The sequence below is a fragment of the Paenibacillus sp. LT-B23 genome (assembly GCF_059417685.1).
On sequence record NZ_JBSQBM010000015.1, the window covers coordinates 68,806 to 90,886 of the forward strand.

General features: G+C 49.5%; 19 protein-coding genes and 1 riboswitch. Of the genes, 18 read left to right on the forward strand and 1 reads right to left on the reverse strand.

What is annotated here, in order from left to right; all coding sequences use genetic code 11:
* Positions 1-49: 49 nt before the first annotated feature.
* The 15 genes from ACWXW9_RS18995 to ACWXW9_RS19065 all read left to right on the forward strand — a co-directional run bounded on the left by ACWXW9_RS18995 (position 50) and on the right by ACWXW9_RS19065 (position 15,563).
* On the forward strand, positions 50-691 hold the full coding sequence (locus ACWXW9_RS18995) for a response regulator (protein WP_494930671.1): 642 nt from the start codon (positions 50-52) through the stop codon (positions 689-691).
* A 326-nt stretch (positions 692-1,017) separates the two neighbouring features.
* Positions 1,018-1,761, forward strand: a complete 744-nt coding sequence (locus ACWXW9_RS19000) for a YveK family protein (RefSeq protein WP_494930672.1) — start codon at positions 1,018-1,020, stop codon at positions 1,759-1,761.
* Positions 1,745-2,383, forward strand: a complete 639-nt coding sequence (locus ACWXW9_RS19005; RefSeq protein ID WP_494930673.1) for a CpsD/CapB family tyrosine-protein kinase — start codon at positions 1,745-1,747, stop codon at positions 2,381-2,383. Before ACWXW9_RS19000 ends, ACWXW9_RS19005 begins: the two co-directional genes overlap by 17 nt.
* 39 nt (positions 2,384-2,422) lie before the next feature.
* Positions 2,423-3,316 (forward strand): UTP--glucose-1-phosphate uridylyltransferase GalU, encoded by an 894-nt coding sequence (gene galU, locus ACWXW9_RS19010; RefSeq protein ID WP_014280252.1) that lies wholly within the window; start codon positions 2,423-2,425, stop codon positions 3,314-3,316.
* Positions 3,317-3,332: 16 nt separating this feature from the next.
* The gene (locus ACWXW9_RS19015) at positions 3,333-4,031 is read left to right on the forward strand and encodes a sugar transferase (RefSeq protein WP_494930674.1); all 699 of its coding nucleotides are present in this window, start codon (positions 3,333-3,335) and stop codon (positions 4,029-4,031) included.
* Complete coding sequence (locus ACWXW9_RS19020) at positions 4,031-4,966, forward strand: glycosyltransferase (RefSeq protein WP_494930675.1); 936 nt, start codon at positions 4,031-4,033, stop codon at positions 4,964-4,966. Before ACWXW9_RS19015 ends, ACWXW9_RS19020 begins: the two co-directional genes overlap by 1 nt.
* A gap of 10 nt (positions 4,967-4,976) precedes the next feature.
* On the forward strand, positions 4,977-6,314 hold the full coding sequence (locus ACWXW9_RS19025; RefSeq protein WP_494930676.1) for an O-antigen ligase family protein: 1,338 nt from the start codon (positions 4,977-4,979) through the stop codon (positions 6,312-6,314).
* A gap of 4 nt (positions 6,315-6,318) precedes the next feature.
* On the forward strand, positions 6,319-7,089 hold the full coding sequence (locus ACWXW9_RS19030) for a WecB/TagA/CpsF family glycosyltransferase (protein WP_494930677.1): 771 nt from the start codon (positions 6,319-6,321) through the stop codon (positions 7,087-7,089).
* A 5-nt stretch (positions 7,090-7,094) separates the two neighbouring features.
* The gene (locus tag ACWXW9_RS19035; protein ID WP_494930734.1) at positions 7,095-8,537 is read left to right on the forward strand and encodes an O-antigen ligase family protein; all 1,443 of its coding nucleotides are present in this window, start codon (positions 7,095-7,097) and stop codon (positions 8,535-8,537) included.
* A gap of 5 nt (positions 8,538-8,542) precedes the next feature.
* On the forward strand, positions 8,543-9,922 hold the full coding sequence (locus ACWXW9_RS19040; RefSeq protein WP_494930678.1) for a lipopolysaccharide biosynthesis protein: 1,380 nt from the start codon (positions 8,543-8,545) through the stop codon (positions 9,920-9,922).
* 22 nt (positions 9,923-9,944) lie between these two features.
* Complete coding sequence (locus ACWXW9_RS19045) at positions 9,945-10,784, forward strand: glycosyltransferase family 2 protein (protein ID WP_192510262.1); 840 nt, start codon at positions 9,945-9,947, stop codon at positions 10,782-10,784.
* Positions 10,771-11,958 (forward strand): glycosyltransferase family 4 protein, encoded by a 1,188-nt coding sequence (locus tag ACWXW9_RS19050; RefSeq protein ID WP_494930679.1) that lies wholly within the window; start codon positions 10,771-10,773, stop codon positions 11,956-11,958. The genes ACWXW9_RS19045 and ACWXW9_RS19050 overlap by 14 nt, the downstream gene beginning before the upstream one ends.
* Positions 11,952-13,100, forward strand: a complete 1,149-nt coding sequence (locus ACWXW9_RS19055; protein WP_134910815.1) for a glycosyltransferase family 4 protein — start codon at positions 11,952-11,954, stop codon at positions 13,098-13,100. The genes ACWXW9_RS19050 and ACWXW9_RS19055 overlap by 7 nt, the downstream gene beginning before the upstream one ends.
* 28 nt (positions 13,101-13,128) lie before the next feature.
* Positions 13,129-14,229 carry a glycosyltransferase gene (locus ACWXW9_RS19060; RefSeq protein WP_494930680.1) on the forward strand — a complete coding sequence of 367 codons (1,101 nt, stop codon included), beginning with the start codon at positions 13,129-13,131 and terminating at the stop codon, positions 14,227-14,229.
* Between the two features lie 5 nt (positions 14,230-14,234).
* Positions 14,235-15,563, forward strand: coding sequence for a UDP-glucose dehydrogenase family protein (locus tag ACWXW9_RS19065; protein WP_494930681.1), 1,329 nt, complete (start codon positions 14,235-14,237; stop codon positions 15,561-15,563).
* A 319-nt stretch (positions 15,564-15,882) separates the two neighbouring features.
* On the opposite strand, the gene ACWXW9_RS19070 is transcribed toward ACWXW9_RS19065, so the two are convergent.
* The gene (locus ACWXW9_RS19070; RefSeq protein WP_494930682.1) at positions 15,883-16,032 is read right to left on the reverse strand and encodes a hypothetical protein; all 150 of its coding nucleotides are present in this window, start codon (positions 16,030-16,032) and stop codon (positions 15,883-15,885) included.
* 250 nt (positions 16,033-16,282) lie between these two features.
* Here ACWXW9_RS19070 and ACWXW9_RS19075 point away from each other — a divergent pair, with 250 nt between their 5' ends.
* The 3 genes from ACWXW9_RS19075 (at position 16,283) to ACWXW9_RS19085 (ending at position 21,959) form a co-directional block, all read left to right on the forward strand.
* Entirely contained in the window at positions 16,283-17,659 is a 1,377-nt protein-coding gene (locus ACWXW9_RS19075) for a sugar phosphate nucleotidyltransferase (protein WP_149094461.1), read from the forward strand.
* A gap of 275 nt (positions 17,660-17,934) precedes the next feature.
* Positions 17,935-18,015: riboswitch (cyclic di-GMP riboswitch) on the forward strand.
* On the forward strand, positions 17,996-19,621 hold the full coding sequence (locus ACWXW9_RS19080) for a glycosyl hydrolase (protein WP_494930683.1): 1,626 nt from the start codon (positions 17,996-17,998) through the stop codon (positions 19,619-19,621). Its footprint overlaps the riboswitch before it by 20 nt.
* 49 nt (positions 19,622-19,670) lie before the next feature.
* Positions 19,671-21,959 (forward strand): hypothetical protein, encoded by a 2,289-nt coding sequence (locus ACWXW9_RS19085; protein ID WP_494930684.1) that lies wholly within the window; start codon positions 19,671-19,673, stop codon positions 21,957-21,959.
* Positions 21,960-22,081 lie beyond the last annotated feature (122 nt).

The following is a 22,081-nucleotide window of genomic DNA, read 5'->3' on the forward strand; positions in this document are numbered from 1 at the left end:
GATACATAGGGATTATGCAAATCCTGAACTGTAGACAGGAGGCCGAATCATGAAAATTGTCATTGTCGATGATCATCCTTTAGTACGGAAAGGACTCGCTGCGGTTATATCCATGCAGCCCAATGTTCAGTTTGCGGGAGAGGCCCAGAACCAACAGGAAGCACTTGCGGTAATCGAGGAAACCGACCCGGATCTGGTGCTACTGGATTTGAAGCTTGCTGACGAATCGGGCCTGGATATTATCAAAATAGCACGCGGACGCGGGTTCAGAAGCAAATTTATTTTGCTGACATCCTCGGCCACACGGGAAGACTTCCTGAAAGCAGAGGAAGCTTCTGTGGACGGCTACGTACTCAAGGAGGCTTTGCCTGAGGAACTAATTTACGCGATTCATCTTGTCAACAAAGGACGCAAATATTATGATCCTGCTATTCTGGAGAACAAGCTGCGGGAGGATGCGGGCAATCTGACAGACGACCTGACACCTAAGGAAAAGGAAGTATTGGTCGAGCTGGGACAGGGAGCCTGCAACCGCGAGATTGCATCCCGGTTATTCATCAGCGAATTTACGGTCAAAAAGCATGTCAGTCAGATTTTGGCCAAGCTGCGGCTGGCGGATCGTACGCAGGCAGCGTTGTATGCCAATGCGATTGGTCTGGCGAAGTACGAGCCAAGAACATCTAGCGTTTGATGCGCTGAAGGCAATGGCGATGGAAAGCACTGTCCGACTGGGGAATGGGACCAATGTAACTTTCCAGTTCAGTTTATATAGCGAGTAGCAGAAGAAGTCTCAAAATCACCAGCTTCGGTGGTTTTGAGGCTTTTTTCTATTTATTTTTCCATAATCGACAAAGGCTGGTACAAAAGTATACCATGCCGTAGCCAAAAGTATACAATCCCCTCCCCCTGTAGTGATGGAGAAAGTGCCGTCCGGTTCCATGTCGTTCCCACAAGAGCTTGGTACAATTAGATCATACTTAAAATAAGAAGAAAAATTGTATGGGAGGGAGGATTTTTGTGGAGAAAACCATTTTGGATTATCTGGTCCTGATCAAAAAAAGATTGTGGCTGATTGCGATTTTTGTCATTCTCTCATGTGTAACGACTTACTTTGTGAGCGACAATGTCGTGAAGCCGGTCTATTCCGCCTCAAGTCAGCTGCTGGTTAATCATATTTCCGGTAAGCAGGGGAGCAACAATCTGAACGACGTCAACACAAGTCTTAATTTGGTGGAAAGCTACAAGCAAATTCTCACTTCACCCAAAATTATGGAGGCTGTCGTAACGGCCCATCCTGAATTCGGCTTGACGCAGCAAAAGCTGGCAGAAAAGCTACAGGTCAAAACCTCGGATAAAAGTCAGGTCATCGGCTTGACGTTTGAGGCAGGGAGTTATTCACAGGCCGCCGCTATTGTTAACGCGGTAACCCAGAAATTCGTGCAGACGGTTCCGGGGCTGATGGAATTGAATAATGTGAAAATTTTGAATGAGGCGGACCCGCGGGCCAATCCTGACCCCACCAATGGGAATCCGCTCATGAATATTGCGATTAGCTTTCTCGTATCGCTGATGATTGCGCTGGGCACGATTGTGTTTCTGGAAAGCATCAACGGTACGCTGCGCACGGAAAAAGAGGCAGATGCGGACATCGGTATTCCGGTGATTGCATCGATCCCTGTCATTCGCAAGAAGGACATCGACGGCGCAGCCGGAAATTCCAAAGAACGGGTAGGGGAGCGTAAATATGCTGCGATTGAATGACATGTTGATTACAGAAAGCAATCCTTCATCGTATGTATCGGAATCATTCCGATCCCTCCGTACATACATCCGGCAGCAGGTCATCAGGCAGACGGACCGCGGGACGGTTCTGCTGCTGACCTCGCCAGAGAGCGGAGCAGGCAAAACAACGCTGCTCGCCAACATCGGCGTTTCCTTTGCACAAGAAGGCAAGAAGGTGGCTCTGGTGGATTGCAATCTCCATACACCAGCGTTGCACGAGATATTCGGATTGGAGAATACCGGAGGTTTATCGGCTTATTTGCGCGGTGGAGCTTCTTCCAAGTCCATCGTCAGGCATGGCGTGCCGGAGCTGTCTGTTATTCCCGGCGGAGACACCTTGTATAACGCGGCTGACTTGCTCGGCAGTGAACGCATGGTGGAGCTGCTGGAAGGGCTAAAACGCGAATATGACATCATATTGCTCGACTCGGCTCCGGCGCTGAATTATACGGATGCCCGCCTGGTCGCAAGCATGACGGATGGTGTGATTCTCGTCGCCAGACATGCCCGAACCAAACGGGAAGACTTACGCAAAACAAAGCAGCTCATGGATCAGGCCGGTGCGACACTGGTTGGAATTGTGATGAATCAGGTGAAGTAAGCAACACCAAAATTCGATGAAGCAAGGAGAATGAGTGCGATGACGAAAAGAGTGAAAAAGGCCATTATTCCAGCAGCGGGGTTGGGTACGCGCTTCCTTCCTGCGACCAAAGCAATGCCTAAGGAAATGCTTCCGATTATCAATAAGCCCACGATTCAATATATCGTGGAAGAAGCAATTGCTTCCGGTATTGAGGACATTATTATTGTAACGGGCAAAGGCAAGCGTGCTATTGAGGATCACTTTGACAACGCATTTGAGCTGGAATCGAAACTGCTGGAGGACGGCAAGCTGAAGCTTCTGGAAGAGGTACAGCGTTCTTCGGGAGTAGAAATTCACTACATTCGCCAGAAAGAACCCAAAGGTCTGGGACATGCGGTATGGTGCGCAAGACGCTTTATCGGGGACGAGCCGTTCGGCGTACTGTTGGGCGATGATATCGTAACAGGACAGAAGCCTTGCTTGCGTCAGTTGATGGATCAGTATGAGGAAACTCAAAATTCCGTCATTGGTGTACAACGGGTACCGCAGGAGTTCACAAACCGCTACGGCATCATTGAACCGGATCAACAGGACGGACGCCTGTACCGGGTAAACAATTTTATAGAAAAACCGGCTCCGGGCACTGCTCCTTCCGATCTGGCTATTATGGGCCGTTATGTATTCTCACCGAAAATTTTCAAATATCTCGATCTTCAGGAAAAAGGAGCGGGCGGCGAAATTCAGTTGACCGACGCCATCCAAAAGCTGAATCAAAGCGAGCGCGTGTACGCCTATGACTTTGAAGGAACACGTTATGACGTGGGCGAGCGTCTCGGTTATATTTTGACCACACTTGAATTTGCACTCGCTAGCGATGATTTGAAGTATCCGGTTATTGAAGCCATGCACGAGTGGCTGAAAAAGACCGAGAAAGCAACCACGGCAGGTTGAGAGGGGGTACGTCAGCATGAGCATGGAAAATTTACCGGAGGACGGCGAGGCTGTCATGTCAGGTAAAGCGTTTTACATGCCATACGGAAATACACAAATTCAGGATAAAACGTCTTACCTGGTAACCAAGCGATTGCTTGACATGTTACTGTCTTTCGTGGGTTTGATCGTATTACTGCCGCTTTTTATCGTGGTGGGTGTTTTGATCAAGCTCGAGGATCCGAAGGGAAGCGTGTTTTTCAAGCAAATTCGGGTGGGCAAGAATGAGAAGCTATTCAACATGTATAAATTCCGTTCGATGGTGTCCAATGCTGAGGAGCTGAAAAAGGATTTGATGGCACTGAATGAAGTGAGCGGCGCCATGTTCAAAATTAAAAACGATCCGCGGATTACGAAGATTGGCAGTTTTTTGCGCAAGACGAGTATTGATGAGATTCCGCAGCTGTGGAATGTGCTGGTCGGAGACATGACGTTAGTGGGTCCGCGTCCGCCATTGCCGAGCGAGGTTGAACAATACTCCGATTATGACAAGCAACGCCTGATTGTCACACCGGGATGTACCGGCTACTGGCAGGTGAGCGCACGTAACAGCGTAGGCTTCGAAGAAATGGTGCAAATGGATTTGAAGTATATTCATGTTCGGAATACGTGGCTCGATCTGAAAATCATCATGAAAACAGGCATTAAAATGCTGTTCTCCAAGGATGCTTACTGATGGATGCATTCAAGCGATGTCCCGCAGTGTCCGTCGTTATTTGCACCTATAACCGGGCGGACCTGCTGGAAAAAACGCTAATGTCCCTGCTGGAGCTGAACGACCTTGCGCTGGCTGAGATCATTGTGGTCGATAATCGCTCCACAGATCATACGGCGGCGACGATCAAAAGATTTAGTGCCGCACACGGTCAGGATATTCATCTCCGGTATCATTATGAGCGCGAGCAAGGATTATCAGCTGCTCGTAATGCGGGCATTACGTTATCGAGGGCAGAAGTCATTGCTTTTCTGGATGATGATGCGATCCCGTGTGTTACATGGCTGCAAACGATTATGTCGACCTTTGGGAACAATCCCGAGCTGACGGCCATGGGCGGGAAGATAGATCCATTGTTTGAAACGGAACGACCGGGCTGGCTGACAGGACCGCTTGAGTTGCCCTACACGATTATTGACTTGGGAAAAGCCATCCGTGAATATCCGGCGGGACTGAATCCGTTCGGAGCGAATATGGCCATGCGCAAAACGGCCTTTGCTGCCGTGATGTTCCCGCTTCATTTGGGAAGAAAGGGAGACATCCTCTTATCTGGTGAAGAATCGTGGGTATTCGAGCAGATTCGTAAAAATGGCGGAACGATCATGTATCATCCTCACATGGCTGTGAAGCATTTTGTTCCGGCTGCACGGTTGACGAAGGAATGGATCATGAACCGTTACTACTGTCAGGGCATGTCTCACGCTGTTCAGGCCGTAGGTCTGCGCGGTAACGTAATGCTGATGGCGAAGACAGCAGCCAAATGGTTATACAACACGATGGACTCCCTGCTGGCACGTACTGAGGGCAGGAAGCTGTTGAACCGGTGCAGATTTGAAAGTATACGGGGAACCCTGGATACGCTGCGCAACCGGAAAAGCGAGTCAGCTGCGGGGTGAAAGATTGAACATGAGCAACTATCCTTGGACTTCGAGAATAAACACAATACAGCATGTTTTCATTTTTCTTCTGGGCGCTCTTGCTGTAGGAATTGCGGCTACTTATCAGCCCGTGGCCAGCATTGCGGCGGTATGCTTACTGCTTCTGCTGGCCGTTTCTATCCATCATCCGGAGCGCATCAGCTATGCAGTTCTGCTGAGCACGGCGGTATCGGTGGATTCGCTGTATCAGGGTGGCGTATTCGGCATCGAGATTTTGTCATTGTACAAATTGGGCATTTTGGCCCTGCTGGTGCCATGCATGCTCGTTTACGGCATACGCTTCAAGTTTAGCTATCCGATCTGGGCATTGGTGATCATGCTGGGAATTACATTTGGATTTTCAGCATGGCTGCCTACGCTGACGACCTCGATTGCAGTAAAAGCTTTCGTCGGACTATCGTTGCCCTTCTTTTTTCTACTAATCCAGTGGAAGAAGGATGTGGCCGAAAAGCATATCCGGCTGATCAGCTTGCTGCCGATCATTAGTGTGGTCGTTGGACTTGGTTTACAGGTCGTAGGGCTGCATTCGTTTACCGATGTGGAATTTACGGGAGCTGTGAGAGTACAGGGAGCGAACATCCCGCCGCATCTGGCGATGCTCTCCTTTCTCGGGATTGCCGTCTCGCTGATTGAGGTCAAACGCAAGCCGCAGCAAGCTGCTTTTTATTATACGGTGCTGGCGCTGAACTTTTTGGTTCTGATTGCCACTGGCACACGTGGGCCGATTCTGGCATTGCTGCTAATGTTTGCTGTGTATCTGTTCGATATCGCCCGGCAGTATCTCAAGGGAAAAGTCAATTATTTGCTACCGCTGGCCGGATCGTTTTTGATTGCTCTGGGGGCGGTGGCCCTGCAATGGAACAATTTAAAAAAACGCTCCTTCGAGCGGGAGACCGATACGGGAATTGACCTGTCGGGACGCTCGGAGGCATGGGAATATTTCTTGAACAGAGTACAGGATTATCCGTGGTCAGGCAGGGGTCTTGGCGCGGTGACGGTTGCGAACGACGGGACGTTATTCAAAGGCTTTGTCGTGCCGCATAACGAGTATATACGCTTTTATTTTGACACGGGATATATCGGCTGCGGATTATTGATGCTTTCATTGCTGGTCGTGTTCGTTCTCATTTACCGGTCGCTTGCCAAGCCAATCAAACCTTATTTTGCAAGCTTGATTGCGGGCTTTCTGATTTATTCGTTTTCAGATAACACGTTGTCGACGGTTCAGATGATTATTCCATTTTGCTGGTATTTGAATGCTTTATACCAGACATCTACGCAAACCGATTTTCGCAAAGAGAAGTGATACGATGAGCAGAGTGAACATGTTCGATGTCAACTTTGATAATTATGATTTTAACGATCTACTCGAATTTATAGATACTTCTATTGTGCATCAGCGTCATTCCTACATTTTGACCTGTAATGTCGATCATGTGATCAAGCTTCGCAAGGATGATGAATTCCGCAAGGTATATTCCGATGCGGGAGCTGTGGTGGCCGATGGAATGCCCATTATTTGGGCGTCCAAGTTGCTGAAAAAGCCCCTCAAGCAAAAGGTGTCAGGCTCCGATCTGTTCACCCGGCTGGGGGAGGCTTTTGAGGATCGAGGCTATCGGTTATTTTTTCTGGGGGCGGCGGACGGTATTCCCGAGAAGGCCATGCTCAATCTTCAGGAATCGTACCCGAACATGAATGTGGTGGGGTGCTACTCTCCTTCCTATGGCTTTGAGAAAAATGAGGAAGAGAACAGACACATTGTCCAATTACTGCAAGAGGCTCGCCCGGACATCGTTTTTGTCGGTGTAGGCGCACCTAAACAGGAAAAATGGATTTACAGATATTACGAGACATATCGCGCTCCGATTTCGATAGGGGTAGGAGCTACGTTTGATTTTCTGTCGGGAAATGTGAAACGTGCACCGGAGCTGATGCAGAAGACGGGATTTGAATGGTTTTGGCGGTTGTCTCAGGAGCCTAAGCGTTTGTGGAAAAGATACTTGATTGAGGATTCCCAGTTTCTCGTTCTGCTGTTTAAGGAAATGTTCAAGCGGAACCGGGTGAAGGGAGGTCAGGGGTGAGAAATATGACTCGGCTGGCAGATCAGCAGGTTTCCGTTTGGTTAGGAAATCGGCGTGGAATCGGCATGATCGGCATGGGAGTGCTGGCTTGTATGCTGCCACTCGCCATCGGATTTGTCAGCGCCAAGATGAATCCCACCATGAGCCAGCAGGGAGCCATATTGCTGGCACTCGTTTTTCCGGCCTTTTTGCTGGCGATCATCCAATCGCGGATGCTGATTCCGTACACACTCACGGTGTGGGCAGTAGGACCGGAAATCCGGCGCATTGTGGACTGGATGGAGGGAACATATCACTCGGTGTCCTTGTTGAGCTTGGCACCTCTGCTGGTAAGCAGCATGTTGATTATTCCCGTGCTGCGTGGCATTCATCAGGCGGAAAAGCCATTGACCCGGATTGCTGTGTTTTTTGGGATTGAACTGGCCTACGGAAGTGTGGTCGGGTTGTTCAAAAATGGAATCGTTTTTGCCTATGATTTAGCCAACTATGTGATTCCTTTGCTACTGCTGCCTTATCTTGCGATTAAGCCCATGAAAGCGAAGGAACTGGATCGTCTGCTGTATTCCTATGCTAACATTGCCGTTCTCGTGGCGATTTACGGCATTATTCAGTATTTGACAGTCCCTCCTTGGGATGCGTTTTGGATGAATAACGTAGAGATGAATTCTATCGGTATACCAGAGCCACTCCAAATCAGAGTTTTCTCTTCTATGAACTCGCCTGGTCCCTGCGCTATTTTCCTGGCAATGGCGCTCGTACCCATGCTGATGGAAAAACGGTGGCGCGGCACATTGGGATGGATCGGAGTCCTGCTGACGGTCGTTTGTCTTTTGATCACGCTGGTACGTTCGGCCTGGCTGATTGCATTCGTTATGCTGCTGGCTTATATTCTCACTTCATCCTCTAAGGGCAAGTGGAAAACCTTGATTCAACTTGCTGTCGTGGGTCTCCTTCTCTACATCATTGTTCCGAAGCTGCCGGGAGCAGAAGGTCTGGTGGCCCGCATGCAAACGTTGACGGATATTCAACAGGATCATTCGTACAATGAACGCCTGGATTTGCTGCATACGATGCTTCCTGCCATTGTCGGTAACCCGGTGGGGCAGGGGATCGGGAGCGTAGGAATTGGCACCAAGCTTGATAATGGCGGCGATCTCGGTGAACTTGGGATTATGGATAATGGCTATATTGCTATTTTCCTCACCTTCGGTATTTTCGGAGCATTCTTTTTCTTCGGTGGTCTGTTCGTTATCGTCAAGCGCCTTCTCGTCCGCATTGCCGAGCGAGATTGCAGCCAGCCTTATATCAGACTGGCGTTGGCTACGTGGGCCGGAGCTGTAGCCAGTCTCATATCGGATAACGGTTTTCCCGGTATGCGCGGCTATTTGATCTGGATGATGATCGGAATAGGACTGTGGGCGAAAGATGTCATCGTGGAAAGAAGGTAAAGGCTGTGCAAAACTTACAAACATTATCCGCACCTGTTCGGACACTATGGTCCACGGTGGTTCGCTTTGCCAAAAGCAAGGATAGCAGCTCGGCAGCAGTCAAAACGATGATATTCAGCATGCTGATTCTCGTCGTGAACATGCTGACTGGCGTGCTGACGGCCCGATTCCTGGGTCCTACCGGACGCGGGGAACAGACCGCGATGGTGAACTGGTCCCAATTTCTCGCCTTCTGCATGAGCTTCGGTGTCCCGTCCGCGTTGATTTACAATGCGAAAAGGAACCCGGAGGAAACAGGCAAGCTGTACGGCCTCGCCTTGCTACTGGCGACGATGTTCGGGGGCTTGGCGACACTTATCGGCGTGTTCCTGATTCCTTATTGGCTGCGCTCCTTTTCTTCATCGGTCATACTGTTCGCGCAATGCTCCATGATGATGTGTCCGCTTATCGCGATCTCGCAGATCAATAATGCATTGCTTCAGGTCCGGTCGGAATACAAGCAGTACAATTTGTTCCGGTATCTGGTGCCGCTAAGTACGCTGCTGGGTCTGGCGATCCTGATCCTGACGGGTCATATGAATCCGTACACCTCAGCCTTGGCCTATTTGCTGCCAGGCTTGCCGATTTATATCGGTGTCACGATTCGAATGGTTCGGCTGTACAAACCGAAGGTGAAGAACAGCTGGACGCAATTCAAAAATCTCTTTACCTACGGCATGGGTTCATACGGCAACGATCTCATGGGGCAGGTTTCTACTTACATTGATCAGATCCTGATTGCGGGTCTGCTCAGACCGGCTGATCTCGGTTTATATGCGGTAGCGGTCAGCTTGGCCCGGATGGTGAATGTATTTTCAACCTCGATTATCGTCGTGCTCTTTCCCAAAGCCTCTGGGTTAAACAAGGAGGACGCGGTTGCAATAACATTCCGGGCGTTTCGAGTGACTTCAACAGCGACGATTCTGGCTGCCATGATGCTGATGCTGATTGCTCCGTTCGTATTTACATTGCTATATGGTCAGGAGTTTAAACAAGCGCTTACGGTGTTCCGATTACTGGTGCTTGAGGTCGCGATCAGCGGAGGAACCATGGTGCTGGCACAGCAATTCATGGCGCTGGGTAAGCCCAAGCTGGTTACCATCCTACAGGGTGTCGGATTGGCGCTCGTCGTACCATTGTTGTCTATACTCGTTCCGAAGTATGGCTTGACGGGTGCAGGGATAGCAATGCTGTCTTCGGGGATTCTACGGTTCGTTTTCATTTTATGCAATGTTAAATTCGTTCTGAAAATGAAAATTCCGAGACTGCTTATTTCCAAACAAGATATTCAATGGCTCCGATCAACGATGTCACACTACATCCGGAAAAAGCCAGTTAACGGTTAGATAAAGAAGGAGGCACCCCCTAATGAACCACATGTCTAGCGTTCCCGCGGACAACCGGATATCCGTAGTTATTATCGCTCAGGATGATGGCACTCGAATCACAGCCGCCATCAAATCCTGCAAGCCCTTTGCGGACGATATCGTCGTCATTGACGGAGGGAGCAAGGACAATACGATTCAGGTAGCTGAATCATTGGGCTGTCGGGTGTTTTCCAACCCGTGGCCCGGTTATGCGAAGCAGCGCATGTTTGGTGTTGAAAAAGCTGAATTTGATTGGATTTTCCTGATCGATACGGACGAGGTGGTAGATGCGGAGCTTCTTGGAGATTTGTTGAAGATCAAGGAAACGCTCCATGATCCGGCCAAAGCATACTCTGTGTTTCGAATTGGTGATTTTCTGGGCAAATGGATGAACAAAGGCGAGTATTTGGTTCGTCTGTACAATCGGCGTATTTACGGCATTACGAATAGTCTGGTCCATGAAATGCCGGATGTAGCTTCTTCCCAAATCGTTAATCTGGAGGGTGTGTTATGGCACTACGGCTTCCGCAGCATTAGTGATCATATGACCCGTTTTAACAAGTACACGGACCTCGAAGCGGAGACGGCATTTAACAAAGGCAGATCCTTTCGGATTACCAGATTGTTGTTGCGGCCTCCAGCCCGCTTTGTGCAGAAGTATTTTGTCCAAGGCTTATACCGCAAGGGATTGGCAGGTTTTGCAGTAGCGGTCTTCTGGGTGATGTATGAGTTTCTAGTCTGCTTCAAGCATTATGAGCTGACGAAGCGACGTAAAAAAATAGAGATTGTGGAAGACGAACAGACCGAGCAGAAAGGAGAAACCAGCTATGTCGTACAATAACGGATTTCGCATTGCAGCAACTGGGCTTAGCTGGCCGTCCTTGCAGCCCGGCGGTTTAAACACATACTTCAAATCCATCTGTGAGCAGTTGGCGGAACAAAATACGCTGGATGCTTTAATCTGCAGCGATGAGAAGCCGCAAGTGCCTGACAGTATCCGAATTCATTCGATTGGCAGCAAGCAGCAATCCATCTGGAAGCGTCGAGAGTTGATGCAAAAATATGCAGCAACGCTGTTCGACAAGCAGCCGATAGATGTGCTGTACTCCCATTTTGCCCCCTATGGTGTCGGCCCGGCGCTGGAGGCGAAAAAAAGGGGAATTCCGGTAGTCACCACCTTCCACGGCCCATGGACGGAGGAAATGAAGATTGAAGGGCAAGGCCTCAAGCATCTGCTGAAAACAACATTGGCCAAATCTATTGAAATGAAGGCTTATGGTCTGGCGGACAAATTTGTAGTGCTGAGCGAAACCTTTCGGGATATTTTGCATGAGCATTATAAGGTTCCACTCAGCAAAATCCATATCATTCCCGGTGCAGCGAATGTAGAGAGATTCCATCCGGCAGAGGATCGGAGGACGGTGCGGGAACGGCTGAATTTGCCACAGAATGCGACGATTGTGCTGACCGTCCGTCGTCTTGTTAACCGAATGGGACTGCTGCAACTGCTGGAAGCATGGCGGCGGGTCACCGAGCGTCATCCTGATCATCTGCTGCTGATCGGAGGGAAGGGACCTCTGATGGAGGAACTGGCCTCCAAGGTGGCAGAATACAATCTTCACAACCATGTAAGATTGCTCGGATATGTATCCGATGAGGAACTCCCCCTGTATCATCAGGCATCGAATATGTTCGTAGTGCCGACTCAGGCACTGGAGGGCTTCGGTCTGATTACAGTGGAGGCGATGGCCTCGGGGCTGCCGGTGATGGCGACTCCTGTAGGCGGCAACAAGGAAATTTTAAGTGGATTCCGTCCGGAGCTGTTGTTCCGGGGAACAGACAGCGAAGCCATTGCGGAAGGACTGCTGCGTGTGCTGGATAACCGCAAAGCCCTTCCTGACGCTCGGGAATGCAGGGACCATGTCCTGAGCAAATATACGTGGGGGCATGTGGCGGAGCAGGTGGAAGATGTGTTCCGGCAGGCCCTTGACAGAAAGGCGGCGGCAAAATGCTGAGAATAGCTTATATTGACCACACGGCAAGATGGAGCGGCGGCGAAGTCGCTTTGTATAACATACTGACGAACATCGGGGAACATATCGATCCGCTCGTCATTTTGGCGGAGGAAGGTGATTTGGCAGATCGCCTCCGGCAACGTGACATTGATGTTCGTATCGTTCCGCTGGATGATTCTATCCGTAATCGGGGGCGAAATGCCGTCAATCTGGGTGCGCCTGCGGCAGCCTACCGGTTGTTGGCTTATGGGAAAAAGCTTGCGCCTTTGCTGCGCGAGGAAAAGGTCGTGTGTGTTCACACAAACTCGCTCAAGTCGGCGTTCTACGGCGCAGTAGCCGCAAAGTCAGCGAAGGTGCCGTTGATCTGGCACATTCGTGACCATATCGGCCCGCCGTACCTGAAGCCGATTGTCGCCAAAGGCATTCGGCTGATGTCCCGCTTTTTGCCTAACGGCGTCATTGCCAACTCCAAGTCCACGCTAAGTGCGCTGGAGCTGCCCCCGGACAAAAAGACACTCGTCGTCTACTCGGCATTTGCCAAAGCGATTACGGCTCGTGATGTGACCGCAAATTCACGTGACGATGACTCGTTTAACGTTGTATTGGTCGGCAGACTGGCAGAGTGGAAGGGGCAGCATATTTTACTGGAAGCGGCACGCACTTTTTTACCGGATAAGCGTGTGAAATTTTGGCTGGCTGGGGATGCGCTGTTCGGCGAAGAGGAATATAAACGCCGTCTGGAATCCACAATGCGCGAATACGGATTAGACAACGTCAATTTACTTGGACACGTCGATGACATTCAGGGCCTGATGCAGCGCTGTGATCTGTTGATTCACACCTCCATCACACCGGAGCCGTTCGGGCAGGTCATTATTGAAGGCATGGCCGCAGGTCTGCCGGTGATTGCTTCGAATGAGGGCGGACCCAGGGAAACTGTCGTACCGAACGAAACCGGGTTGCTTATTGAACCGGGTGATCCAGCCAAGCTGGAAGAAGCCATCCGCTGGATGCTGGAGCATCCACAGGAACGTCAGCAAATGGGCGATAAAGGGATGGAACGGGTCAAGAAGCATTTTGTTATCGAGAACACGGTTAAGGATATAGTTCATTACTATAAGGGTTTGTTGGCAGGAGTCTGACCGACATTCGCGTTAAAGGATGATTCAGATGAAAATAGCGATAGCACACGATTACTTAATCCAAATGGGCGGAGCGGAAAGGGTGGTAGAGGTATTCCACGATATGTATCCGGAGGCTCCAATCTTCACAACGGTGTTCAGCGACGACCGCCTGTCGAACAACTTGAAGGATGCAGATATTAGAGCCACCTGGCTACAAAACATCCCGGGAGTGAAGGCCAATTTCAAAGGAGTGCTGCCGCTGTACCCCATCGCTATCCGTGATTTTGATTTTAGGGATTTCGACATTGTTTTAAGCTCCAGCAGCGCATTTATGAAAAGCATCCAGGTACCTAAACATACATTTCACATTTGTTATTGTCACACACCGATGCGGTTTGCCTGGGATTATGATACATATATGGCCCGGCAGTCCAAATCCAACCTGCTCAAAAGCATGCTAAAGCTTTACATGAATCGGTTGAAAACATGGGATGCCAAAACTTCTCGCAACGTAAACCAATTTGTCGCCAACTCTTCGGTCGTCCAACGGAGAATTCTGCACTATTACCAACGGGAGTCGGATGTCATTTTCCCTCCTGTTAATACATCCCGTTTCCAACGTGCTGCAAGCATCGGTGACTATTACCTAATCGTATCCCGGTTAGTGTCCTACAAGCGCGTTGACCTGGCGATTGAGGCATTCAAGCGCAATGGTCTCAAGCTGCGCATTGTTGGTGAAGGACCGGATCGTAAAAGACTGGAAGGCATGGCCTCCCCGAACATTGAGTTTCTTGGCAGACTTGAAGACGAAGAGGTCAATAAGCTAATGGCAGAATGTCGGGCGCTCGTTTTTCCGGGGGAAGAGGACTTCGGTATCACGCCTCTGGAGGCGAATGCAGCCGGACGGCCTGTTATCGCTTATCAGGGCGGGGGAGCGCTGGATACCATTGTCCCTAATGTGAATGGTGTATTTTTCCGCAGACATCAGGTAGAGGATGTGCTGGAGGCGGTCGCCAAGGTCGAGCAGCATGCATGGGATGTGGACGGTATCATTAGCCATGCACGCAAATTTGATGAAGATACGTTCAAGGATCATTTCAAAAAGTATGTAGAGCAAGCCTATGTGAACTTTCTAAAAGGAGGATGAACGGAATGAAGCTGGCTGTAATCGGTACTGGATACGTTGGACTCGTCTCGGGCGTGTGTTTTGCACATAAAGGTAATGAGGTGATTTGTGTCGATCTGGAGCAGTACAAAATCGACATGCTGAACCGGGCGGAATCTCCTATTTATGAACCTGGCATTGAGGAATTGATCGCGTTAAATCTGGAAGCAGGTCGTTTGCAGTTTACATCGGATTTGGCTGACGCGGTTCGCCGCTCGGATATCGTTATTTTGGCGGTGGGTACACCGTCTCTGGCTAACGGTGAAGCGAATCTGTCCTACATTGAGCAGGCTGCTGCTGATGTCGGGAAGGCCATGAACGGGTATAAAATTATAATGACCAAGAGCACGGTGCCTGTTGGAACGAACGAAAAGATCAAGGACGTGCTGGCCCGTCATACGAGTTTGTCCTTCGATATTGTATCCGCTCCGGAATTTCTGAGAGAAGGCTCTGCAATCAATGATACACTCCATCCAGATCGCATCATTATCGGTTTGGACAACACGGGGCTACGTGAAACGATGGTTTCGCTGCATCAGGTGTTCACGGATAAAATTTATGTAACGGATATCCGCAGTGCTGAGATGATCAAATACGCGTCAAACGCATTTCTGGCGACCAAAATTTCGTTTATCAACGAAATCGCCAATATTTGCGAAAAGGTGGGCGCGGATGTCACTTGTGTGGCTGACGGTATGGGGATGGACAAACGAATCGGGTCCTCTTTCCTGCAAGCAGGGATCGGGTACGGGGGCTCTTGCTTCCCGAAGGACACGAATGCGCTCATCCAAATTGCGGGCAACGTAGACTATGAATTTAAGCTGTTAAAATCGGTGGTCGAGGTGAACACCGACCAGCGTTTCATGATCGTAGCCAAGCTGCGCGAATCGCTGGGTCAACTGCATGGCGTGCCGATTGGCATTTGGGGCTTGGCCTTCAAGCCGAATACAGACGATATCCGCGAGGCTCCGGCACTGGAAATCGTCGAAACGCTGATCCAGGCAGGCGCTATTGTGAAGCTGTATGATCCGATTGCGATGGAAAAATTCAAGGAGCGCGTGGATCACCCGAATATTGTATGGTGCTCCTCCCCGCAGCAAGCCGCCGAAGGAAGCGACGCGGTCTGCCTGCTGACCGATTGGGAAGAGTTCAAGAACGTCAATCTCGTACAATTGTCTTCCATTTTGCACAAGCCAGTCCTGATTGACGGTCGTAACGTATTTACTGAGGAGCAGATTCAAGGCTCCGGGCTGGAATACTACTCTGTGGGTCGTCCGCGGATGAGTGGGTGGAACAGAGACAAGGTGGAAGCTTAAAAAAGTGACCGTGGTGGTGTTGGAGGCGCTACGCGTGCAGATTGTTCTTCCGATTGCTGTTACCCCCGGATTTTCTTGATTGTATAAAACATTCAAAGGTTAAAATCCGGGGATAAAGGCAAACGCTGACGCTTCTTCAGAACAATTCTGCCCGCTCCGCTGCTTTTACCGCATGGAGTCACGATTTTTAACCTCCCACCTTATGGGGGGAGGTAGGAAGGGCAGATCCGCAGGAGCGGCTCAGTGAAGCCGCTCCTGCGGATCAAGGCTACTGTGCGAATGCGCTATGCTACTCCTGCGGGGCTGTCATGTGTTTACGCTATGCTGCTCCTTCCGAGCAAGGGCGTGGCAGGGCCGACTGATACTTGAAGCCTGCAAGCACGGCAGGCAAGCGCGCGAGCGTCTTTACAGGCTGACCGGACATGAATCGTCCGGTCGTGCTTTTTGCAATAAACGGTATGATCGGCATGATGCATATTTGAGTAGCGCAGGGATGGATTTGAATCTGGAGAAGCGATAGCGCTCGCCTGAAAGCTTTCCAAAGGAAAGCTCGCATCGGAAGCATAAGCTTACCGGGATTCAAACCTTTACACGATTTTATACAATCGAGTGAATCCCGGTCCAACAGCGATCGTAAGATCAAATCCATCCCGTAGCGGGCACTCAACCTTGCCCCATCCGATCACCTACCCAAATTATAGAGAGGAAGTGGAGAGTATATGAAGCTCGTACTTTTGTCTGGTGGTTCCGGTAAAAGATTATGGCCTTTGTCCAACGATTCCCGTTCCAAACAATTTTTGAAGGTGCTGGAGAGTCCGGAGGGGAATTCGGAATCGATGGTGCAACGGGTGTGGAGACAACTGGGGGATAACGGCTTGTCTGAATCCTCGTTCATTGCAACAGGGAGAGCGCAGGTCGAAATGATTCAGAGTCAGGTTGGGCAGGATACGCGCATCATTGTTGAGCCGGAACGAAGAGATACCTTTCCCGCCATTGCGTTGACAGCGACCTATCTATATTCCATCGTTGGTGTTTCGCCCGATGAAATTGTTGCTATATTGCCGGTAGACCCCTATGTAGAGGATGCTTTCTTTGCTACCGTCGCCCAGTTGGAGCATACCCTTCAGGAGAGTGAAGGCAAGCTTGCGTTAATCGGGGTTGTCCCTTCTTATCCTTCTGAGAAATACGGTTACATTATACCGAAAAACGATGCCACACAAGGTAGCACAGGCTACCGTGAAGTGAGCCATTTTCAAGAGAAACCCGACCGGGAGCAGGCGGAGCGTCTGATTGAACGCAATGCTCTATGGAACTGCGGGGTTTTTGCATTCAAATTAGGATATTTGCTTGATATCTTGGCATCCAAAGGATTGCCGCTGAACTATGAAGAAATGCAAAAGCAATATTCTTCTCTGGAAAAAATCAGCTTTGACTACGCGGTAGTCGAGAAGGAGAAGGATATCGTCGTTCTTCCGTATGATGGCTTCTGGAAGGACTTGGGTACCTGGAACACCTTGACGGAAGAAATGTCCCATCAGCAAGTGGGTAGAGGTGTAGTAACAGAGGATTGTGTCAATACGAGCCTCATCAATGAACTGGACATTCCCGTGGCGATTATTGGAACGAATGATCTGATCGTAGCTGCCAGCCCGGATGGCATCCTTGTGACTAATAAGGCGGAAAGTCCGCGCATCAAGGAAGTGCTCAAAGCACACAATCAGCGACCAATGTACGAAGAGCGCCGTTGGGGACATTATCGGGTAGTGGATTATGTAAAGTATGAAGAGGGCAATGAGGTATTGACTAAGCGAATCCGTGTGCTGCAAGGCAAAAATATCAGCTATCAACTTCATTTCAAGCGGAGTGAAATTTGGACCATCATTAGCGGTGAAGCGGAAATTATTTTGAATGAAAAGCTGCACAAGGTGAAGGCTGGTGATGTGGTTCGCATTCCTGAAGGGACGAAGCATAGCATTTTGGCCGTGACTGATGTGGAATTGATCGAGGTACAGACAGGTTCTGAGCTGGTTGAAGAGGATATTGTCCGCTTTTGCATGGATTGGGATGAAATTTCCCGTCACAAGTTTATTTCATAAATATTTCGTAAAGGAGGATTTTGCAAAAATCCACAAAGCGAGGTGTAATCAGGAATATATAGATCGAATTGATTTTATTCGTCTATATATTGTACCCTGGAGCGACTGGAATCGAATTTTGCAAAATCCTGAAAGATGAAAAAAAGACTCATTTATGAAGTTATTTAGCTCAAACTGTCGAAAATACACGAAAATCTGTAAATTCATAAACATGACCTATTAAATTTTGGTAAAAAAAAGTCGATACTTAGGGTAAGAAGGAATCCAAACTCCTTCCACGATAAACGCAGCCCTGTTGAAAGGCAGGTACGCAAAGCTAAAGGGCCTTCCGTAAGGATGGCAGCCTGGCTACCGAAAGGAAGAGCGAGAGTGAGCCCCTATTTTACCCCTGTGTATCGATGGATACGCAGTGTACTCCCCGTTGTTATGCTTTTTTCTTTATTGCCCGTCGGTTTTGGTGAATCTCTATCCGTGGCGAATGCTGCCACATTACAGCCTGTTAATTCGGACGCTTCTGCTGAGGCCCGTGAACTATACAACTATTTGATCAGCATTTCGGGAAAAAAAATGGTCACAGGTCAACATGATTATTTGGAAAGCCCGGATGAATTAAGCAACAAGGTCCAAAAAATCAGTAAGTCATATGCTGGTGTACATGGCTACGAGATGGGAGCCATCTCCGGCCAGTCCGCCACTACGGAGGCAGCACAACGTAAAAATGTCGTCGATAGCGCTATACGTTGGAGTAGAGCTGGCGGCATGGTTACGATGACTTATCATGAACCGCTGCCGGGTAAACCCCTGACTTGGGCCAATGTGCAGGCGAAAGTAAGCCAGGCGGAGTTCAATAAATATGTGACGCCAGGCACTACGCAGTATAATCTTCTCATTGCCGATCTGGATAAGGCCGCTATATCGTTAAAGCAGCTTCGTGATGCGGGTGTTCCGGTATTATGGAGACCTTATCACGAAATGAACGGCGACTGGTTCTGGTGGGGAAACAAGAACAATTTCAATCAGCTATGGAATATCATGTATGACCGTTTTGTAAACACGCATCAACTGAACAATCTGCTGTGGGTATGGAGTCCGAATGCGCCTAGTTCGTACACCGTCCCATATACCCCGAAATATCCGGGGGATGACAAGGTGGATATCTTGGCTGTAGACATTTACAACAATGATTTTAAGCAAAGCCATTATGAAGGACTGCTCGGACTGGCACGGAATAAGCCGATTGCCATTGGGGAACACGGTGAGATGCCGAGTCCCGAGGTCATGCAGGCTCAGCCCAAATGGGTGTATTCCATGACTTGGGGCAAGATGCTGACCGAAAATAACACGACGGATCAGATTCAGGATTATATGAATAATTCGAAGAGCTTGACGCGGGATGACGTGAACAAAGGGTTGGCTGCGATAAAACAACCTGAGGTGGAGTCACCGACCGTACCGGACACGGGGCAAAACGGCTCGACTCCGGCTCCGCCAGTGGTAAGCAAACCAGTCCCGCCTTCCGTTCCGGATATGGTCTATGCGAACGGGCTGCGGGGTGAATATTTTAACAGCATGAATCTGGACGGCACCGCTGTTTTGGTTCGCACAGATAGTAAGCTGGATTATAACTGGCGCGCCGCCTCGCCTGATCCCAAGGTGGAGGCTGATCAATTCTCGGTCCGCTGGACGGGCAAAATCAAGCCGCAATACAGTGAGACCTATACGTTTACCACGATATCTGATGATGGTATTCGTGTATGGATAGACGGCAAGCTGATTATTGATAGTTGGTTCAAACAAAGCTGGACTGAACGCAAGGGCAGCATTACCTTGCAAGCAGGCAAAATAGCGGATTTGAAAGTTGAATATTATGATGAAAAAGGCGACGCAATGGCACGTCTGATGTGGGAAAGTCAGCATGAAGCGAAAGCGGTGATTCCCGGCAACGCTTTGTTTCTTCCTTGATATATACTCTTTCCCCGCCAAAAATTTTGAGGAGAGAGGGTGGAACACAATGATGAAAAAATGGTTGACCCAAAGGTATATAGTAGTATTGGCCGGGCTACTGGGGGTCGCAGCTATAGCGATGATCGCCTGGTTTATTCATACGCCTCCAAAGAGTGAAGAACTTCAGACGGATAAAGTAGCGGCGGCCAGTCCGGTATGGAAGCTCGGTCAGCGGGATGACTCCTCAGCAGAATTTAAGGGTGTAGTCGGTAAGGACAATGTCAATATTTCTGCGGCCTCTACCGAGTCGTCTGCTAAAGGAACATTGTCAGCGATGTCCGTAGCAGGAAGTACAACGGCTCTGGTATTGCTCAGCAGTGGAGATATTCCTCCCGGTCTAAATGCGTCCACGAATCCTGAGCTGTCACTTCAGTACAAGCTGGATCAGGTTCCTCCGAACGGGATGATATTCCGTGTGCGGATTTTGGATGCGAGCAAAGCCGTTCCTCAAATGGCTGTATTTTCAAATCATCAGTTGTCCGGTATCATTCAGATTGCTGGGGTTGCCGGCACAGGCAGTGCATATAATTTCAAAAGCAATTACGAGCTATATATACCTAAAGAGCAATTGCAAAGCGGTGTTAACGTACTCAAGCTAAAGACAGCGCGCTGCCTATACTGCTCCTCTGCTGAAGATAAAAATGTGTGGTGGACTTGGGATGACTTGAGCTTGGAGACGTTAGCTTCACCTGCGACCGAGCCGATACACGGTAAATATATACTGACCGGAACGAATGTCAATAATAAAGAATTTTATTATGATGAGGGTGCAGTTAAACATTTACCATATGTTCTCAAATGGCTGGGAATTGCGTATAGCGGCAATGTCATGAGAGTCACTTGTGCCAGTAATGTAAACAAGGCCTGCACAGACGTGGGAGATTACTACCAAACGTTGAAGCAGTACAATATGCAATCGTCAGCTTTGTATTTGTATACAGGCGATATCAAGCTGCAAAAAGACGGCTCCCTGCCGGAGACGGCCAAGCAGAAATTGCGCGATTATGTAAAAAAATATGGTTCATACCTGCAATATTACGAAGTAGATAATGAACCTGGATTGTTTAACCGCTCGAAAGCGGTCAATTTGGCCGTGGCCAAATGGCTGAATACGGAAGGTAAGCAATTGGCGCCGCATCTCAAAACGGTTGCGCCGGGCTGGGCCTACTGGCCGACATATTCAACCAAGGCATGCAAAAACCAAATCGGAGGTACGCTCAAATGCGGTGATCCGGATGGATGGGAGCGGGACCCGGCACAACGTAAGCAACTGGAGGATGTCACTGACCTGACCAACGGACATGCCTATGGCGAATCGTATAACGAAGAGGGCGGAGGCAGCTTTGTTCAAAATCTGAAAACGTTCGGCGGTTCAAGTAACGGGCTGGAGAAGAAGATGCTGAATACGGAGTTTGGTACGAACGATACGCATCGGGACAACCCTGAGTACGGGGCCAGTCAGCCACAAGCAGCCGCGTTCGACCGGATTATGCGTTCGCAGATCGGTTTTGCCGATATGTTTATCCAGCATGCTGCTTTCTATAAGGACTACACGCTGTTTAAAACCGGCTTTGACCTGCAAAATCACAATCCGGCGAATACGGAAATTTATCCTTTCGGACAAGGGCAGGACAGCCGTGTAAACATCATGAGACGCTTGAGTCTGGCTTATGCCACACACGGGAAACCATTGACTTATATGGTACTGAATCCGGAGGAAACAAAGGATAAGATGGTCTATGTCCGTGCAGTGGATACCTCCAAACTGAAACCGCTGGCTGGCAGTGGCGCCACCTCGGACAAATTGCTGGTGAATCTGGTGAACTTCGAATCCACAGCACAGACGATCCGCGTACGGGTGACGATGCCGAAGGCAGGTTTGTACACGGGTGAGCGCTTCGGAGCCGGGTCTTCCTACAGCCAGGCACGGCGTTCCCTATCAGGACTTAATGCTTCGCCTAATCTCGATTTTGAAGAAAAACTGGGACCCGGCGAGTCGGTGCAATACATTCTGGAATTGAAAAGTACAGATCAGGCGGCAGCTTCGGCTCCAACAGAGGTGAAGGCCGCCTCTGTGGAGGCAGGCGCGGTAAAGATTGATTGGCTTCAGGCAGAAGGTGTATCAGCCTATGATGTGCTGCGTGCGGAAGGAACAGACGGGGCGTATCAGGTGATCGCCTCCGAAGTAGCGGGAAACACGTATACAGATCACACGGCGAAAGCCGGGAGCCACTACGCCTATAAAGTCAGAGCGACCGGAGGCACCCAGATATCCCAAGCCGCCAAGGTCGCTTAACCAGGACAGAATGCAGAATAGGACCAGAGTCGAAGAATACCTTACATGTAACCGAAAATAGAATGCCAAAGAACCTATCAGGAGAAAGTAGGACCTGACAGGTTCTTTTTTATCTGAAAATC

Bases quoted from the DNA above. Each gene is read 5' to 3' on its own strand.
- ACWXW9_RS18995 (WP_494930671.1), top strand. From the start codon at position 50: ATGAAAATTGTCATTGTCGATGATCATCCTTTAGTACGGAAAGGACTC.
- ACWXW9_RS19005 (WP_494930673.1), top strand. From the start codon at position 1,745: ATGCTGCGATTGAATGACATGTTGATTACAGAAAGCAATCCTTCATCG.
- galU (WP_014280252.1), top strand. From the start codon at position 2,423: ATGACGAAAAGAGTGAAAAAGGCCATTATTCCAGCAGCGGGGTTGGGT.
- ACWXW9_RS19015 (WP_494930674.1), top strand. From the start codon at position 3,333: ATGAGCATGGAAAATTTACCGGAGGACGGCGAGGCTGTCATGTCAGGT.
- ACWXW9_RS19020 (WP_494930675.1), top strand. From the start codon at position 4,031: ATGGATGCATTCAAGCGATGTCCCGCAGTGTCCGTCGTTATTTGCACC.
- ACWXW9_RS19025 (WP_494930676.1), top strand. From the start codon at position 4,977: ATGAGCAACTATCCTTGGACTTCGAGAATAAACACAATACAGCATGTT.
- ACWXW9_RS19030 (WP_494930677.1), top strand. From the start codon at position 6,319: ATGAGCAGAGTGAACATGTTCGATGTCAACTTTGATAATTATGATTTT.
- ACWXW9_RS19035 (WP_494930734.1), top strand. From the start codon at position 7,095: ATGACTCGGCTGGCAGATCAGCAGGTTTCCGTTTGGTTAGGAAATCGG.
- ACWXW9_RS19045 (WP_192510262.1), top strand. From the start codon at position 9,945: ATGAACCACATGTCTAGCGTTCCCGCGGACAACCGGATATCCGTAGTT.
- ACWXW9_RS19050 (WP_494930679.1), top strand. From the start codon at position 10,771: ATGTCGTACAATAACGGATTTCGCATTGCAGCAACTGGGCTTAGCTGG.
- ACWXW9_RS19055 (WP_134910815.1), top strand. From the start codon at position 11,952: ATGCTGAGAATAGCTTATATTGACCACACGGCAAGATGGAGCGGCGGC.
- ACWXW9_RS19060 (WP_494930680.1), top strand. From the start codon at position 13,129: ATGAAAATAGCGATAGCACACGATTACTTAATCCAAATGGGCGGAGCG.
- ACWXW9_RS19065 (WP_494930681.1), top strand. From the start codon at position 14,235: ATGAAGCTGGCTGTAATCGGTACTGGATACGTTGGACTCGTCTCGGGC.
- ACWXW9_RS19070 (WP_494930682.1), bottom strand. From the start codon at position 16,032: ATGCCGATCATACCGTTTATTGCAAAAAGCACGACCGGACGATTCATG.
- ACWXW9_RS19075 (WP_149094461.1), top strand. From the start codon at position 16,283: ATGAAGCTCGTACTTTTGTCTGGTGGTTCCGGTAAAAGATTATGGCCT.
- ACWXW9_RS19080 (WP_494930683.1), top strand. From the start codon at position 17,996: ATGGCAGCCTGGCTACCGAAAGGAAGAGCGAGAGTGAGCCCCTATTTT.
- ACWXW9_RS19085 (WP_494930684.1), top strand. From the start codon at position 19,671: ATGATGAAAAAATGGTTGACCCAAAGGTATATAGTAGTATTGGCCGGG.